The organism is Paenibacillus lactis, assembly GCF_017873605.1.
Classification (GTDB): domain Bacteria; phylum Bacillota; class Bacilli; order Paenibacillales; family Paenibacillaceae; genus Paenibacillus_AQ; species Paenibacillus_AQ lactis.
Window position 1 is genome coordinate 1 of sequence record NZ_JAGGKI010000031.1, and the last position, 17,285, is coordinate 17,285.

Below are 17,285 nucleotides of genomic sequence, written 5' to 3' on the forward strand. Positions count from 1 at the left end.
ACGGTTTATTTAATACCATTATACAACATTAACGCGGTGTCGTGTTGAATTAAATTCACAAGAAAATAGCTGTCGAGACTTTCTCGACAGCCTGACCGTCATAAAAACATGACGGTTTTTTTTTGACTTTTAATTTTGAAACGTAACTCTCCGACGTGTTGGCTGAAGTTCCTTGTTCAAGATTAGTCGCTTAGATCATCGCGGTCAGTAATATGTATAACAAAAGCATACGAGGTATATCCTGTCTCCCAGTCCGAATTAACTAAGATGGTATATACCCCCAGTTCCGTTGGCAGCTGTACTCGATGATCAACCGCCATCATTTCGACATACTGCTCAGTGCCGTTACCCGAATCAAAGACGTTGAATATCTTCAATCCGTCAGGCTCCAATCCAGCCGGATAAGTTATGACGATATTTGAGCCAGGCCTCACGCTAACCGGCGGATACCGGGCTTCGGACACCCATTGCTCTACCGGATCGTTCACTTCCAGGCATCCATTCCAGCAAGAGCTTCCCTGCAGCAGCGGTATCTCCTGCATCCATACGGTACCATCCTTGTACTCGTTCTCATAAGCAATGGACGGAACGGGTGCCTCTATTTGTTCATCGAATGCTAGGCTTTGCTGCTTGATCGAGATTAATTCCTTGTTCTCGTCATAATAAACTTCGGCATGCATTTCTTCCCCTACAAGGCGAAGCGGGACGTAGATGTTTCCGTTGTAGTTAATTACAGGAAGCCTGACGGTTTTCCCGTTAATCTCAAATTTCCCGGAAGACAGGAAGTCAATCGAGGAGCTTGCGCCGTAAGCGGCCAAACCAATCACAGCTAACAAACCGAACCATATCCATACCCATACATATTTCCGCAAATCGCCCTCTTCGCTCCCTTCGATAGTCGGTCATACCATTTTTATTCAGGTACTTGCATGCCTCGCGGCAGTCGTACTTCAAAAGCTGTACGAATCAAGCTGCTGTCGGCCGTGATCGTTCCATGATGCTGCATCACGATATTTTTCGAGATAAATAAGCCAAGGCCTGTGCTGCCCTCCCGATGAATCCGGGATTTATCGCCGGTGTAAAACATGTCGAATAAATGCGGCAGTTCGTTCGGATGGATGGGCTCGCCAAAGTTGATCACCTGAACTACCGCTACTTCTGCTTCAAGGAAAGCATGAATATCTACAAACTGACCGTCGTTGCCGTAACGAATCGCATTGGTCAGCAAATTTTCAAACACGCGTGCCAGCAAGTCGCCATCGCCCGAAATGATCAGATGCGGAGTAACGTGCAATCGGGCCTTCAGTTTGTTTTTCTCAAAAACCGGAAGTAATTCTTCGCTTAACTGCGTCAGCAGCTCGCTTAAGTCGATGGGTCGTTTTTCGACTGGCAGCATACCGTAATTCATTCTCGTGATTTCGAACAATTCGTCGATCAGCTTCTCCAAGCGCTTCGACTTCGCGAAAGCAATGCCCGTATAATGCCGAACCTGTTCTTTGGTCAATAACTCGTCCCTGAGAATGAAATCCAGATAACCGATAACGGAAGTGAGCGGCGTACGCAAATCATGGGCCAAATTCAGTATCAGTTGATCTTTGCTGCTCTCGGCAAAATCTCCCCTCGCCACCGCTTGCTTGAGCATCTCCCCGGTCAGATTGATATCCGCTGCGATATCCCCGAATTCGTCCCGGGTCGCAATCGAAACCCGCTTGTCAAACTCGCCGTTGGCGAGGTGCCGAATCCCCGCAGAAATTTCATTGAAATAAGCCACATAAGGCTTCGTAAGCAGAAAGAAAAAAAAGACCGCCAACGGGATAAAAAATATCAGGAAAAAATTAATATCCCCGACCGTTCTTATGAACAAACGGACATAAGCCAGCGGATCCTCGAATTTAACCTGAGTTCGGTAATAATATTGCAGAATTTTGTATAGTGCGAACATGATGATGCCGGATAAGAGCATGCTCAAGCCAAAGAGCACAATCATTTTGGAGCGGAAGCTTTGTATCAAATTAGCCATTGAACGTATAGCCTACCCCCCAAACCGTTTTGATCAGCTTGTTTTTGTTCGTATCTTCATGCAGCTTTTTCCGCAAAGTCCGAATATGCACCATAACCGTATTGCTTGTTTCAAAGTAGGCCTCGCCCCATACGTGCTGGAATATATTTTCCGTACTAAACACCTTTTTTGGGTAACTGGCCAGTAAATGCAAAATGTCAAATTCTTTAGGCGTCAGCTCGATCGTTTCGCCATACAGGGTCACCATCCGCTGATCGGGGTAAATGACCACCCCTCCCGCTTCCAGCGCGGGTTTGCCGGAAATCATCGGTTGGCTCATTTGCATATAACGGCGAAGGTGGGCATTCACACGCGCGATCAGCTCCATCGGGTTGAAAGGCTTGGTCATATAATCGTCTGCTCCTCTCACCAGCCCAGCAATTTTATCAAGATCGGACGTTTTGGCGCTCAAAAAAATAATCGGCATTTGATTCCGTTCCCGAATTTGCCGGATGACTTCATAACCATCCAGCTTGGGCATCATAATATCCAGTATCGCCAGATCGATGGAATGCGTTTGAGCTGATTGTACCGCCTCCTGCCCGTCCGCCGCTTTAAGGACATCATAGCCTTCTTTTTTTAAGTGCAGCTCAATCAGGTCCGCAATTTCTGGCTCATCGTCCGCGATAAGAATTGTAATCCGCTTCATGGTATCCATCCTCTTCGTTCACTTTGCAACTTTATTGAAACTTGAGACTATAAGCAGGAGGGTTCGTAAATTCAATCCAACAGCTTGCTTGTAAGCACCTCCCGACTATACCAGTCTAACTGGAATATCTTAAGAATCCTTTTGGAATTCTTAAAGAGTTATTAAAGTTACAGTTGCAAACTGAAAGAAAGGGTTCAAAAACACCCCCGAATATAGTCTTCCATCTTCAGGGGTGTTGCCCTCTATCTACCTGTGTCTAGATATAGTATTTAATCGCTATCCGGCTTGTTCACCTGATTCTCTTCATAAATAATCGGATACGATTGGCTTCCGATCAACATTCTCCGACCTTGGAACTCATCATACAGATTGATGCGAACTCCCCCTCCGCTTACATTATTGCGGAAATTGTTATTCACTGTAATGGAGTATGATTTATTATTGCCGATGAACAAATCGGTGCCGAGCGTTAATGTCTTCTCCGTGGATTGTCCGTTCGGGTCAATAATCTCCATAATGAGTTTATGTTCATATTCACCTGTCTCGTAATCGCCATTCCTTATGAGATTATAATGAATAACGGTATTGAGCATGTCTTTTCCCTCACTAAGTCTAGCTTCTCCTCTCGTGATGGAGAGTTTATAAGGAAACAATTCCACATTCCCTAGATTCGTTGCTGATTGGATAGCTCTAGGGTTAAGCGCTAATCCCACTGTATTGATCGATCCAATGACTTCCGTTGATTCTTCCTCAAGATCGGTCAGCTTTCGGCCTGCTACACCTTCGCCGACATACAATACAAGCTGTGAAGTATTCACATTCAGCGGAAGCTTGCTCCAAACGGTCACCAGATTTTTTCCTTTCGGGCTTGTTTTGACGGACGATTGATTGACCTCTGCCTCATAATACTCGTTGTCCGGTGTTTTGTAGTAAGCCACCAGCTGCGCCTGCATGGATTGACGTGTTTCCTGACTGGCCATCTCCAGTTCCGTGTATATCAAATTGGAGCTGCTGTCCTGGTACACGGTACTCATTCGTTCACGGACCTCCGCTTTCTTGCCCGGCGTATGGATCAGATAAGAATCACCTGCAGCAACCTGGTTCACCACATTGTTGACCGCTCGGGTATTTAGCGACAGAAATCTCGTGACGTCCTCTCCTGAACTTTCCTGAAGCTCAATGCGTAATTGATTGAAATTATAGGAATAGGGCACATTGGCAAGTACATATAGCTCTACGGTTTCATTAGGCGCCAGAGTCGTCTGATCATTCGGTATCACGATTTGAGCTGTACTGCTGATGTCACGCATATCAGCCTTAACTTGGGCTTTGAGTTCCGGCAGTTGTACGGTTAACGCTTTGGTGTTGCGAATGCTGATTCGGGCTGCAATCTGATCCCCATCTCCCCAAGGCAGCCGCTGGTATGAACTCAGCTTTACGCCGAATGTGCCATGATCGTTCTCGATGATATTCTCCGAGCCCAGATGGCTTCTGCCTTCCTGAGCATAGGGAATTTTATAGCGGGCTGTCGGGAAGCTGATCTTCCCCTCCACCGCAGGCTCCGTTAATTGCAGCTGCAACATATTCTGTTTCATGTGCAATGGTACATCTGCACGGAGATCAATCAGCTTTTCTTCTAACGGCTTCAGCGTAACATTGGCAAGTGCCTTCGCATTCACCGGGATGCTGTAGCCTTCATTCGTGTGGATGGAAAGCTCATAAGCCGGCAGCTTCAATGATTTTTCGCCAAGATTTTTAACTCGGAATTGTATGCTCCATTTCCCGGTATCGTTCTCAGCATATACGGAAGCGCTTTTCAACTGCGTTTCAATCATAAGGTGATTAACGGATATTTTTTTGACGGCATAATCCGCCGCAGGCACATCAGCCGTAACGGAAGGCAGCTTGAAGGTTTTTACTGGCAGCGTCATTTTTAAAGCTTCATCTTCCAGCATGAATTGCATCATCATATTGTCGGTTTTGAGTTTGGACGGAACCTCTGCCAGATAATAAATCGTTCGCTTCTGCCCTGGCTGAATCTTGAAGCTGGCTCCTGTTTCGTCCTCAGGCACAAGGTCGAACACCGAGCCGCCGGCCGACTTCAGTTGCACTTTAAATCCAGGATCACTTAGCACCTTCTTACCTCCGTTTGCATAATTGACCCCCACCCTCAAATACACTTTCCCATTATGTTTCATACGCTGCATTTTTTCTGCCTTGACCGTTACAGGCTGCTGTTTCATCATAAGCTTAGCGCTTTTGCCTTTAGCCACGGCAATATCCGAAGCTGCCGCAGGAAGTTTGAACGATTGCACCGGAAGATGCATTTTCAAGGTTTCGTCTTCCTGAGCCAGCTGCAGCGTCATGCCACGGGTCTTCATCGTGGAAGGAATTTCTGTCCAATAGTAGATGGTTCTGCTCTCCTGAGGCTGGAGCTTGTAGCCAGTGCTAGACGATTCAGGCAAGAGTTCAAATATCGAGCCGCCAGCCGATTTTAGATATGCTTTATATCCTGGATCGCTAAGCACCTTGGTTCCTCCATTCGAGAGCTTCATGCCCAACTTTATATATACTTTTCCGTTGATTGTATACCTCTGTACCGTATCTGCCTTGGCCGTAACTGAAATATTATTCATCTTCATCTTCTTGCTCTTGCCTACAGGGACTACAGATGAGTACTGAGCCGGAATCGTGAAACCTCCCAGCTTCTTCTCATAAGTGGCGCTGCTAAAATCCCATCCGAACATGGAAACCTTCATTCCGTTTACCTGTGCCGATCGTCCAATGTTCACATAGTACGTCACGGATTGACTGCTATTTGCAGGCAACGTTCTTTTACCAGCATCACTCGTAACAACTTTTCCTTTTATGATGGTGCCACTCGGAGTGGATAGCTTGGAAAAATAATCGATTAGATCTACTCTACTGCCACTATTATTACTGTAACGAAGTGTGTACGTGAGAATATTCCCGTCAGGATGAACAGAAATATTCATATCCGTCAGCTTCACACTGACGCTCTGCTTCAATGTGACCGAGCCGAGTTTATCCAGTGTGAACATAGATGCGCCTGAAGCTGATTTGGAAACAGACGAATCAGCTGCGGATGTCCCGTATGCGTCAAAGACAAACGATTGACTTAACATCGCAGCGCATAGCATCATTGCTATGCATGTCTTTTTTTGCCTGTGCATAAATGCACCTCCCTGTATTTGGCTTTCTCTCTTTCTGTGAAATAGGAAGCAGCGCACAAATGTGAGCTGCTTCCTGGATGATCTACCTATTCGTTTAAATAGGTGGTGACTCGGTTCTGGATCAGCTTCGCCACTTCCTCTGCAGTTTTCTGTCCGCTGAAGTACGCCATGGACTCTTCACCCGCAATCGATATCACTTTACTGTCCAGATCCACGTATTGATCCGCGGACTGAACCATTTGTTTAAACACATTGAATTGTTCGTCGGGTACTTCGGCCGGCTGCCCATTCGGAAGCTTATAATCGCCGCTTTCCACTTTTTCCTGAAGGTCATTTATCAGCTTTTCATTCACGGATTTAAGCATTGAGAACCCTTCTCTTTCCTGCAGTAATTGTGCTTCTTCTGACAATAGGAAGGTGATGAACTTCCAAGCTTCGTCTTGTGCTGGCGATTTGGCATGAATCGCGAACTGGGTTGAAGTAAAGACTCGCGCTCCTTTTTGCGCGGTTTCTCCCGCTCGGGGTAACAGCATGATCTTTGGATGATCGAACAGCATATAAGGGCCGTCGATGAAATCAAGCGGTGACCTAATCGGGGTTGAACTGAACAATTGTTGACCCGGCTGTACCTCGTTAGCGGTTATAATCTTCTCATCATTCATTTTCATGGCCTGCTGAAGCAAATCCACAAATTCCGGAGAGTCGAACAATGCCTTTTTGGCGGAAGGTTCAACAAATGCAGCGTAGTTTTCATAGAGCATTTCTTGGAAGAGGTATTCCGGCGGATAGGACGCCAATGCATAAACCTCAGGGATACCGTTCTCCTTTGCCTTACGGATCACTTCCTTTGAAACCTTCTCGAACTTCTTCCAATCCCAGGTTTTATCATCGATTGCCACATTAGCGTTGTCCAACATGTCCCCATTACCAACCAATACTCTCAAGGAGTATCCCAAAGGGATGGTATACAGTCCGTCATTCAGTTTCAGACCGTCCAAAATATTCATTTGCAAATCGTCTTTATGGAGTGTTTGGTCTTGTTCCAGCAAATCATTCATATTGAGTAGGAAGCCTTTGCTCACATATTCTTTAACAGGCAAGCCGCCAACTTCAATGATATCCATCCCGTTTCCTGATAACATGGCTGTATTCGTTGCAGTACGATACTTCTCGAAATCCCCAGGTCCCCATTGTTCACCCATGCTTTTATATGCATGGATCTGCAGGTCGATATCCGGGTATTTCTCTTCGAACTTTTTTTCCAGCGTTTGATAGAACGGAGTCGACTCTGTCAGTGACAGGGTAAGCACCGTTTTTCCCTCTTTCGTTGCGGGCTTATCCGCGTTCCCGCCTTCTCCTGACCCGCAAGCGGTTAAACTCGCGATCAAAGCTCCCATAGAAATAAGTAAATGCCATTTTTTCATCGTATAATTTCCTCCTGATATGTTCTGTTTACAACGCCTATTCCAAGCGTACTCGGTTGCCATCCTGCAGAGGCTCGCTGCTTTTCAGAATGATCTTATCTTGTTCATAAATGCTATCCGTTTGGATCATCGTTTCTTTGTCATTTCGCTCGCTGAACTTGATGTTGACTTTTCGGGCAACAAAAACGTTACCGAGTGCACCTGGCTGCTCTTCGACTACAAAAACGTACATACCTTCCCGGTCCTGATGAACAGCTTCATTAGAAACAAGCAGCCCTTGATCGAGAGAGCTTTTCTCGATGTTAATTCGAGCCTGCTCACCTCCTTTCAGCTTGGTGTTTATGAGTTTAATGCGAATTCTCTTTTGAGGGACGGTTACCGTCTCCGTTCCTTCGGTTGCCCCCTCAATCATCGGTTCCGCATTGGTGATTTCTTCAATTACACCTTCCATGACATTGGCTTGCTGCTCTTTATCTGTGTGGACTTCTACCTCGATCCGCTCACCAACGGATATCCCAATACTGGACAAACGTTTTGCATCAGCGCCGACTTCAAACCTATAGCCTTGGCTGCTATTTGAGACAATGACATCCGGCTCGCCCGCAGATGCAAGTCCTTCAACCGCATTCAGCTTCGTGACAATACCGTCAAAGGGAGCGGTAAGCATCTGGTCTTTTGCCAGTCGTTCTTTCATCTCGTTGATCTTACGTTCTTGCGCAGCGATATCGAGTTTCCCTTTTTCAATTTCACGTTTCGCGCTGCGCAGTTTAAGCTCATCCTCCCCAATGGAAGATTGAATAAACTGATCCTGAAGATTTTGCTGCTCAATCCTTTGCTTTTCCAGATTCGTTAATTCAAGTTCGATTTCTTGTCTTGCCGCTACGTTGTCATAAGCGATAAGCTTCTGTCCCTTCTTAACACGTTCACCTTCTTTTACGTAAATCTGCTGAGCCTTCCAGTCGTTTGAACTGGATAGTTTAGCTTCGGCGATCGGCTGAAGTATTCCGCTTCCCGCGATCGATAGCTCAATGCCTCCCTGTTTCGGCTGTTCCGTGGTCACCTTGGGCAAGGTCAACGACTGCAGCGTGTTACTGAACAATGTAAACAACAGCAGGACCCCCATAAAACCCATGAACACGATTTGAAGGATTCGCTTTCGTCTTTGGTCAGCTAACCCTTTTCCAAACTCCATATCCTTTCTTCTCCTCCTAAAAAAACCGTCCTAATAAGCTAACCCTTAATACCTGACAATTGAATGCCCTCTATGAAATACGACTCCGCATACAGAAATAACATTACCATCGGGGCCATATAGATCATGGATGCAGCAAAGGCAATCCCCCGGTCGCTATCATTAATCCTGGATAAAAAGACGGACAGCGGCTGCTTGAACGGGTCGTCCAAAAAAATAAGCGGCTGTTCCACCATGTTCCAATAATCAACGAACAGCAAGATCACAAGTGCGGCCAATCCCGGCTTGATCATCGGAACAATCATCGTTATAAAAATCCGCAAATGTCCGGCACCGTCGATTTTGGCTGCTTCAATGTAGGCATAGGGAATGTCCAGCATGAACTGTCTGAGCATAAATACACCAAAAGCTGCGAAAATACCAGGAACAATGATGGCGCCCGTACTATTCAGCATGCCAAGCTTATCGACCATAATATAATTGGGTACCAGCGTGACTTGGAACGGCATGAGCATCGTCATGACATAGACCAAAAACATCGTATCCCGGCCGCGGAAAATCAGCTTGGAAAATGCATAAGCAGCCAGTGCCGCGACGAGTGTCTGACCTACAATAATCGGCATCACCATGAACACGGAGTTCCAGAACATCGTCAGATACTTCGGGTTGTCAATGAAAACCTTCCCATACTGTGCAAAAGACACCTTGTCCGGAATCAGTTTCAGGTTCGCAAAGGAGCCGTCTCTACCCGCAGTAGTTTCATTCATTTGTCCGATGAGGCCATAATTGATTTCAATTTCCAGTTCTGTCATCAATGAATTTGTGAAAGTAATCACAATTGGGGATATTAAGATCATAGCAATAACACCCATGACAAACGTTAAAGCACTTTTTTTCAATATGTAGGCTACTTGCACAGACTTCGCTCCACCTCCTATTCCATGTACTGCCGATGTCGGCGCTCAATCGCAAACAGCACTAGTACAATCAGTAAAATACAGAGAAACATCAGGGTTGCCGCCGCAGTCAGCTTTTGAATGTCGAGTGACACGAACATATTGTTCATGTAATGCTGCATCATATAAATGCTGTCATGGGGGTAATCACCTGCGATCAGATACGTTTCACGGAACACTTTGAATGAATTGATAATGGACATGATCACAACAAAAAACATCGTGGAAGTCAGATAGACCAGAGTAATACTTCGGAATTGCCGTAAACGACCAGCCCCCTCAATCCGGGCCGTTTCGTAGTAATCCTTCGGAATTTGCTGTAGTCCCGCCAGGAATAAAATGACGTTGTAACCGATGTTCTTCCATAGGTACACAATGATTACGACCCAACGTGCCGATTCCGTCTTCATCCAGTCCACCCGTTCATATCCGAAGCTGTTCAGCCATGCGTTCAGGGAGCCGTTCCAATCAAACAGCAGCTGCCAGATCATGATGATGGAGGCGACGGGCACAACAAGCGGCATAACATAAGCTGTACGTAGCCATTTTTGAATATATGTATTCTTATTCAGCAGCATCGCTAACCCGAGTGACAGCATGACCATAAGCGGAACACTGACCGCGCTGAAGTAAAACGTGTTGGATACCGCCTTGCGGAAGGAACCACTTTCAAGCAGTTCCAGGTAATTATCGAATCCCACAAATTCGCCGCCCAACGATTGGCTCATAAAGGAATAATACATACCCATGGCAAACGGGATAAGATAAAAGAGTGCAAATCCGATACCGCTTGGTACGAGAAAAAACATGGCCGCCGAAGCATCCTTACGGAGCCATTTTTTCATGATTGACTGATCCTTCCTTTCTCAGTAAAGTTTCGACCTCCATCCTGGCCTGTTGCGCTCCCCACTGCATTTAGAATAAATAAGATTGCTTAAGAAAAAAGTGTGGGAAATATTAAAAATACTTAAAATATTGAAGTGACTAGGCGATTTCGTTACAAACAAAAGTGGTACAACAAAAAGCACCTGAAAGTATCAGGTGCTTTTTTCGTGTATTTCAGAGATACGATTCTAGTAAGCCAATCCAGCTTCAAGCTTCACAATACGACCCGCTTTTCTGCGGCAATTCTGTACCCGACGCAGCAGCGACCGAATCCGAATTACAAGCTCCTGCGGATCGAAAGGCTTCACCAGATAATCATCACGTCTAACACGCGAAACTTCCATATTATACTAAAAGTGCACCCCCTAGGATTCATCGGATACCACTAGGGGCTTATCCCATGTCCGCTCTAAGGGGTGCACTTCATTTCTCAGATGTTCGTTATCGTTCTACATCCATTTCATGTTTGGCAGCTGAAATCACCGACAAAAATAATCGATTTCAACGCCAACTGTATCTCAAACTCATATTCTGGACCGCCACTAAGTAAAACACAGGAAGGAAAAACGGTGACCGAGATATTCCCTATACATTCTCCTGCTTTAACGCATCAATAATGTTTTCCTTTTTTAATTTCCTGCTGGAAAAAATAATCGCAGAAACGACAATAACAAATACGGCGACGACAACTGACAGCACACTCAGCCAGGGAACGGTGAATCCGTAGCTGAATCTGTTCGCAAATGACCGATAAATCAGAATCATCACGGCGAAACTGACGGGAAGCCCGAGCAGCAGCGACTTGACTCCATAAAAGATACTTTCATAGTTCATCATTTTCGCAAAGCCTTTTGGCGTCATGCCAACGGATTTCAACATCGCAATTTCTCGCTTACGAAGGGATAAGCCCGTCGAGATGGTATTAAAAATATTCGCAATCGAAATCGCGGAGATTAACACGATAAAACCGTACGAAAAGACGGACGTCAATAGAATCTGTTGTTCTTCGCTTTTTCTGAATTGATATACATTGTAGACATTCAGATTGGTCTCAAACATCTCTTCGATTTCCTGGTGTGTCCTCATTGGCTCCATACTTTTCAAATAGAGGTATGTCTGAACGTTAGCCAGCTCCTCAACGTCTGCCAATTGATCCATGATGCGTTCCGACACGATCATATTTAACCCACCCACGCCTGCCCCGCTCATTCCCATCGGCGCTTGATCCGTCAGCGCAGCAACGGTCACACGTCTTACCTTCGTTTCTTCCGCATTATCTTGATAGCTATTCGTTAGTTCGAAATTTTGACCGACATTCGTATATATGGCCTTCGTCTGGACGTATTTCCCCCTATCCAAATCCCGGTAATGAATCGTATCCATCACGATCGCGGCGGGATGATCCGGGTCCCTAAGCTGTTCGAAATTTGCACCGACGGCATTGGCATAGGCTTGCAGACTCGAATCGTCTAATGCATGGATCTTAATCTCGTAAGGGTATTTTCCGTCCTGCAGTAAACTCTTATCCTTCTTAGCCATCTCTTGCAATTCTTCGGAGATGTACGCTTCATCGACCCAAGCGCGCTTATAGAACTCTTGAATCAGGTTGTATTCCAATACACCATCTAAGGATACAATCGATTGCAGCAACCGGTCGTCTATTCTTTTTCCATTGCTGTACGACACTTCCATATCATAATTGACGCCTTCCTGCGACAGTTCCAGGGATTGTTTCATGCCGGCGGTAAAAAACGATACCGTCAAAAACAAAACGATGCTGATGACAAGCGAAAATACAATGGCATGATATCTCCGTTTGTTTCTTTTTAAGTTTTTCAATCCGATTTCCGCTTCGATGCCGAAGAGCTTGCGAATGAACCTCGATGTTTTCACGGCTTTCGCCGTAAGCTTAACGTCGGACGTTTGGCGAATCGCGTCCATGGCGGAAACCTTGGATGCTTTGATCGCCGGCAGATACGTCGAGATGAAAATCGTCAGCATCGAAACAATACAGGCAATCAAGAGTGATAACGGCGTGACGATGACCGTCAGCTTTTCACTGCTCCATAATGCCCCTTCAATCATCGGGTTCATGAACCAAAAGGTGATTCCGATCCCAGCAAGACCGCATAGAATACCAATCGGGATGCTGATCAAGCCAATGATGACACCTTCAAAAAGCACGGAATTTCGCTTCTGCCTTTTCGTAGCCCCGACGCTCGCGAGCATCCCTAAATGACGGGAACGTTCCGAGTCGGATATCGCAAACGCATTATAGATGAGCGAAACCGAGCCGATCATAATAACCGCCATCAGGATCGCCGATAAAGAGTACATCATGCTGTACGATTCTTCGTTTTTGGACAAGCCGTAATAATGCAGCAAGTCGTTATTGTATTGGACCGATTCGATATCGTTTCTCTTTGCCACATTTTCCGCATGCGCAAACAAGGACGGTTTGATTTTCTGCAAGACCACCGCTGCATTCACGCGATCGGTTGCCCCGATCATATTTTCATCGACATAACTGATGATCGTATAACCCGGGGCCCCCGCCGTTTCCCATTCGGGGCGCTTGATGTAGCCGACCACCGTATAATCCTTTGTCTTGATATGCTGCAGCCTTTCAGTCAATGTGCCGTTTTCCCTACGCAGCGGTTCGGTCTGATCCAAGGGATGATCGCCCCCTTGTTCGAATCGTTCGCCGATCTGAAGGGTTAGACGATCGCCGATTTCGTACTTCACTTTGGCGTTCGTTGCAACGGGCTCAGAAATAACCACTTCCTTGTCCGTATGGGGTAGACGGCCCTTGCTTAGTTCAACCTGAAATTGCGTGAAACCTTGCGCATCATATTCCTTGATGAACAAGTATGGTTTATTGGGATTTTGTCCCCCTTCTAATAGGGTATAGCCAAGATCCCTTGAAATCGCAACGGTTTTGGTCGCCTCATCGGCTTGTATCGCCGCAAGCTGTTCTTTGGTGACATCATGATATTGAACATGCCACTCCCCGCTATCCGCGATGGTTTGCCTGATCATTAAATCCGAGAAGGAGAACACAAGCGTAGCGACAGCGGTCACCATGGCAACCGAAATGATGACGCCGAGGATGGTGACAAGTGTTCGTCTCTTGTTTTGCTTCAAATTCCGGATGGCAAGTTTGTAGACAATATTCATTGACGGATCACCTCGTCTTTGGCAATCTTGCCGTCTACAATTGAAATGATCCTGTCGGCCTGTAAAGCGATTCGTTCGTCGTGAGTGATGATAATCAGCGTCTGATGATAGGTTTTATTCAACATGTTCAACAGATCGACGATTTCGCTGCTATTTTTGCTGTCCAAATTCCCCGTGGGCTCGTCTGCCAGCATGATGGCAGGGTTACTGATGATCGCTCTGCCGATCGAAACTCTCTGCTGCTGCCCGCCGGATAACTGATTCGGCAGGTGGTTTAAACGATGCTCCAAATTCAGCGTCTTTACGAGCGCATCGAACTGCTTCTTATCTTCCTGCTGGTTGTCCAGCAAGAGCGGCAGCGTCAGATTCTCTTTCACCGTTAAGGTAGGAATCAGATTGAAAAACTGGTAGATCAGTCCGATTTGTCGCCGCCGGAAGATGGCCAGACGCGTTTCGTCCAATGCATAGATGTCCGTATTTTCAACGAAAACCTTGCCGTTTGTCGGTCGATCGACGCCTCCCAGCAGATGTAGAAGGGTCGATTTTCCCGATCCGGACGGGCCGATAATCGCGACGAATTCGCCTTTTTGAACCGAAAATGAAATATCGTCAAGCGCCTTTACCGCCGATTCGCCAGTGCCGTATATTTTAGACAAATGCTCGATTTTTAAAATTTCCATTGCCATATCTCCTAAAAGTTTTGTGGGCGTTACTTCTTGAATCGACTGCGTACAAAACTCGCTTCGGAAGCATGGGCGCTCCTTCAAGCTCAATTCCAGCTATATACCATCTCTTGATATCCAACATCCCACAGGATTACATTTCCCTCAATGGTGATCGCAAGCTCATTGGCCTGAGGAAGATAAATGGAGCTCATATCCGGCTCATGGCGTCCGGCTTCTACAGATATAGTCAGGAACTCATGTCCATCGGCGGTGACCCTAATGCTGCCCCGGGAATCCTTCTGATCGGGAATTCCATAATTCAAGAAGAGGTACACCTCCTTCTTATTGCCAAACGTATATGTGTACGTTTCCTTGTTTCTACCTTCAATGCTGTACACATTATAATGGGGTTCCACTTTTTGACCACCCATCTCAAAACTGGCCGTTTGGGGTCCTGTTGAAGAATTCCCCGTACTATCCCTTAAATCGTTTATCGCCACAAAGGGACCCATCTCTTTGGTGAACGCTTGGTCAACCATTCCGAAGATCCCCCACACCCCGAGCATCAAAACAACGCTGAAAATACCCGCGGCAACAATATTTCTCCAGATGTTTTTCGCGCGAAAGCCAAGTTTGTACGCCCCGAATCCGATGGCTGCTCCCGTTGAGTTCTGTATGACGTCGTTCATGTCGAAGCTGCCGAGAAAAGTAAGCGCCTGAATCGTCTCCAGCACGAGAATGGACAGGATGAACAGAATCATGAAGCGAACAAAGCTAGTCCGATATAACAACGGAATCAATATGCCAAAAGGAATGAAAGCGGCGACGTTCCCGAAACCCACAAAGTCCATCAATGTCGGATGTAGAAGGTCGGATAGACCCGGCAGCCTAAAAAAATCGTCCGGTAAAAAAATAAAGGTGTACCCCTTGATTTGATCTGCCTTACCTACTCTGCCGAAAGCGAAAAACAAAAAATATAGAATAAACAGGGTGTAAAATATCGTAATAGCAAAAATACTCTTGCGTTGTTGCTTCGATTGCATTGTCTTACCTCCATCGTTCTTCTGATGAAAATCATTTTATCTGTCTAAAATGACTTTTCAGTGACGATGGAGATGACAATTCAGTCACTTACGGTGTGACGCTAAATCACGTGCTTATAAAATTTAATCCGAAACTGCGTACCCTTCTCGCTGTCGCTCGTCACATCGATCACGCCGTTCTGGCTGGCAATGATGCTGTGAGCCATCGCAAGCCCTATGCCGATGCTCCCTTCGCCAGCATTCTTTCCTTTGTAGAAACGTTTAAAAATATAAGGCAAATCCTCTTTCGGTATGCCTTTTCCGTTGTCGGCAATGACGAGTTCCGTAAATAACGCGTTCTCGGAAAATGTGATGGCGATCGCACCGCCTTCAGGCGTATGCTCCACTCCGTTTTTCAAAATATTGATAACCGCTTCAGCAGTCCAATTGAAATCGCCGACAAAAGAGACGTCGTCATCCCCCGCAATGGAAATCGTCTGTCCCTTAATATCCATCGGAATCATTACCGGCTCTAATGCCTTTTGGATAAGGCTTTTCATGGGTATTCGGTCTTTTTTGAATGGGATGGTCTTCGCGTCCATTTTCGATAGCTTTAACAAAGAAGAAACAAGCCAGTCGATCCGTTCAAGCTGGATGCGAATATGGTGGGTGAACTCCGTTCTTTTGGCCGGAGGCAGGTCAGGGGCGCTTAGCAGGTCCGCCATGACGGTCATGGAGGTGAGCGGCGTTTTGAGCTGATGCGAAATATCGGAGATGGCATCCGTGAGTTGAAGTTTGTCCCGCTGCAACAACGACCGGTGCTCCGACAGCATGCGCGTCACTTTGTAAATATCATTCTTCAGGATGCTGAGCTCGCCTTCTTGATTATCCCGTACGTCAAGGGTATCATTGCCGCTGCTAATCTCCCGCAAATAGACGGACAGCTTTTCAATTTCGCGGTATCTCCATCTCGTATACAATAAGCTGCTGCCAATGAGCAAAATCGATAGAAAGAAAACGAGTGCCGTGGCGGCAGGAGAAATCATAAGAGCGCCAACAATCGCCGCTAAGCTGATTAAACCCATGACGAACAATAACATCTTTATTTCTCGATTGCGCAGCATCTAATCACCAACCTTATATCCCAGGCCGCGTACGGTTTTGATCAATGTCGGATGTCCGGGATCATCCTCCAGCTTTTCCCGCAGCCTTTTGATATAAACGGTTAACGTATTGTCGTTCACGAAATCGCCGGCCACATCCCAAATCTGCTCTAAAAGCTGATTTCTTGAGAGCACTTGTCCAATATGGTTGCCAAAGATCAAGAGCAATCGATACTCCAAAGCGGTCAGCGAAATCTCGGTACTGTTTTTAAAGACTTTTCCTTCCAGTGTGTTGATGCGGATATTATCGATGTCTATGATGTTTTTGGTTTGGGACGGCTTTTGATATCTCCGCAAGACAGACTTGATCCGCGACAGAAGTTCGCGAACTCGAAAAGGTTTGGTAATATAATCATCGGCTCCCATATCAAGCCCCATTACGACATTGACCTCATCATCGATCACCGTTAAGAAGATGACCGGAATGTCCCGCCGCTCCTTCACCATCTTGCACAATTCATAGCCGCTTCCGTCCGGAAGCTGCAAATCGAACAGGCATAAAGCGAACTGATCGATATCTTCGGCGAGCACCTGTTTTGCGGATGCGACATCATGGCAGATAACGGTTGAATAGCGCTCTTGCTGCAGCGAATATTCCAGACCGGACGCAATTGTTTTATCATCTTCCACTAACAAGAATTTCATATCCAAAACGATCATCCTAACGTTTGATTGAATTTATGACCCCATCTTCATTCTGATAGTTTACCAACGCACTAGGAAAAATAAAAGCCGTTCCCATAAGAAAACGGCAGTCCACTTCGGAAGCAAATTGAGAAGGGTATAGTTGAGATCCTGATCTAATCGGGAATCGGCTCAGTTCTTGTCCCCCCGACATTTGTTTTTGTTTTTCGATTCATCTTTCTATCGTCACGAGTTGAAAAAAATCCTAACAAACA

At 46.1% G+C, this 17,285-nt stretch carries 13 protein-coding genes; all 13 read right to left on the reverse strand.

Features of this window, described 5'->3' with window-relative positions:
- Window positions 1–182 precede the first annotated feature (182 nt).
- The 13 genes from J2Z18_RS28905 to J2Z18_RS28965 all read right to left on the reverse strand — a co-directional run bounded on the left by J2Z18_RS28905 (window position 183) and on the right by J2Z18_RS28965 (window position 17,031).
- Window positions 183–872 carry a stalk domain-containing protein gene (locus tag J2Z18_RS28905; protein ID WP_210095696.1) on the reverse strand — a complete coding sequence of 230 codons (690 nt, stop codon included), beginning with the start codon at window positions 870–872 and terminating at the stop codon, window positions 183–185.
- 41 nt (window positions 873–913) lie between these two features.
- Window positions 914–2,020, reverse strand: a complete 1,107-nt coding sequence (locus J2Z18_RS28910) for a sensor histidine kinase (protein ID WP_210095697.1) — start codon at window positions 2,018–2,020, stop codon at window positions 914–916.
- A complete protein-coding gene (locus tag J2Z18_RS28915) occupies window positions 2,013–2,708 on the reverse strand; it encodes a response regulator transcription factor (RefSeq protein WP_210095698.1) in 696 nt (231 codons plus the stop codon). The genes J2Z18_RS28910 and J2Z18_RS28915 overlap by 8 nt, the downstream gene beginning before the upstream one ends.
- A 269-nt stretch (window positions 2,709–2,977) precedes the next feature.
- On the reverse strand, window positions 2,978–5,512 hold the full coding sequence (locus J2Z18_RS28920; RefSeq protein WP_312889702.1) for a hypothetical protein: 2,535 nt from the start codon (window positions 5,510–5,512) through the stop codon (window positions 2,978–2,980).
- A gap of 476 nt (window positions 5,513–5,988) precedes the next feature.
- Window positions 5,989–7,326, reverse strand: coding sequence for an ABC transporter substrate-binding protein (locus J2Z18_RS28925; RefSeq protein ID WP_210095700.1), 1,338 nt, complete (start codon window positions 7,324–7,326; stop codon window positions 5,989–5,991).
- A 37-nt stretch (window positions 7,327–7,363) separates the two neighbouring features.
- A complete protein-coding gene (locus J2Z18_RS28930; protein WP_210095701.1) occupies window positions 7,364–8,518 on the reverse strand; it encodes an efflux RND transporter periplasmic adaptor subunit in 1,155 nt (384 codons plus the stop codon).
- A 38-nt stretch (window positions 8,519–8,556) separates the two neighbouring features.
- Window positions 8,557–9,390 carry a carbohydrate ABC transporter permease gene (locus J2Z18_RS28935; protein ID WP_167324122.1) on the reverse strand — a complete coding sequence of 278 codons (834 nt, stop codon included), beginning with the start codon at window positions 9,388–9,390 and terminating at the stop codon, window positions 8,557–8,559.
- A gap of 62 nt (window positions 9,391–9,452) precedes the next feature.
- A complete protein-coding gene (locus tag J2Z18_RS28940; protein WP_007131456.1) occupies window positions 9,453–10,319 on the reverse strand; it encodes a carbohydrate ABC transporter permease in 867 nt (288 codons plus the stop codon).
- 625 nt (window positions 10,320–10,944) lie between these two features.
- Entirely contained in the window at window positions 10,945–13,536 is a 2,592-nt protein-coding gene (locus J2Z18_RS28945) for an ABC transporter permease (protein ID WP_007131457.1), read from the reverse strand.
- Window positions 13,533–14,216, reverse strand: a complete 684-nt coding sequence (locus J2Z18_RS28950) for an ABC transporter ATP-binding protein (RefSeq protein WP_007131458.1) — start codon at window positions 14,214–14,216, stop codon at window positions 13,533–13,535. The genes J2Z18_RS28945 and J2Z18_RS28950 overlap by 4 nt, the downstream gene beginning before the upstream one ends.
- An 89-nt stretch (window positions 14,217–14,305) precedes the next feature.
- Window positions 14,306–15,244 (reverse strand): VanZ family protein, encoded by a 939-nt coding sequence (locus J2Z18_RS28955; RefSeq protein ID WP_007131459.1) that lies wholly within the window; start codon window positions 15,242–15,244, stop codon window positions 14,306–14,308.
- 101 nt (window positions 15,245–15,345) lie between these two features.
- On the reverse strand, window positions 15,346–16,347 hold the full coding sequence (locus tag J2Z18_RS28960) for a sensor histidine kinase (protein WP_040739517.1): 1,002 nt from the start codon (window positions 16,345–16,347) through the stop codon (window positions 15,346–15,348).
- The gene (locus J2Z18_RS28965; protein WP_007131461.1) at window positions 16,348–17,031 is read right to left on the reverse strand and encodes a response regulator transcription factor; all 684 of its coding nucleotides are present in this window, start codon (window positions 17,029–17,031) and stop codon (window positions 16,348–16,350) included.
- Between the last annotated feature and the right edge of the window lie 254 nt (window positions 17,032–17,285).

What these genes read in the sequence shown, in the direction of transcription:
- J2Z18_RS28910 (WP_210095697.1), bottom strand. Translation starts at nt 2,020, where the DNA reads ATGGCTAATTTGATACAAAGCTTCCGCTCCAAAATGATTGTGCTCTTT.
- J2Z18_RS28915 (WP_210095698.1), bottom strand. Translation starts at nt 2,708, where the DNA reads ATGAAGCGGATTACAATTCTTATCGCGGACGATGAGCCAGAAATTGCG.
- J2Z18_RS28925 (WP_210095700.1), bottom strand. Translation starts at nt 7,326, where the DNA reads ATGAAAAAATGGCATTTACTTATTTCTATGGGAGCTTTGATCGCGAGT.
- J2Z18_RS28930 (WP_210095701.1), bottom strand. Translation starts at nt 8,518, where the DNA reads ATGGAGTTTGGAAAAGGGTTAGCTGACCAAAGACGAAAGCGAATCCTT.
- J2Z18_RS28935 (WP_167324122.1), bottom strand. Translation starts at nt 9,390, where the DNA reads ATGGGTGTTATTGCTATGATCTTAATATCCCCAATTGTGATTACTTTC.
- J2Z18_RS28940 (WP_007131456.1), bottom strand. Translation starts at nt 10,319, where the DNA reads ATGAAAAAATGGCTCCGTAAGGATGCTTCGGCGGCCATGTTTTTTCTC.
- J2Z18_RS28945 (WP_007131457.1), bottom strand. Translation starts at nt 13,536, where the DNA reads ATGAATATTGTCTACAAACTTGCCATCCGGAATTTGAAGCAAAACAAG.
- J2Z18_RS28950 (WP_007131458.1), bottom strand. Translation starts at nt 14,216, where the DNA reads ATGGAAATTTTAAAAATCGAGCATTTGTCTAAAATATACGGCACTGGC.
- J2Z18_RS28955 (WP_007131459.1), bottom strand. Translation starts at nt 15,244, where the DNA reads ATGCAATCGAAGCAACAACGCAAGAGTATTTTTGCTATTACGATATTT.
- J2Z18_RS28960 (WP_040739517.1), bottom strand. Translation starts at nt 16,347, where the DNA reads ATGCTGCGCAATCGAGAAATAAAGATGTTATTGTTCGTCATGGGTTTA.
- J2Z18_RS28965 (WP_007131461.1), bottom strand. Translation starts at nt 17,031, where the DNA reads ATGAAATTCTTGTTAGTGGAAGATGATAAAACAATTGCGTCCGGTCTG.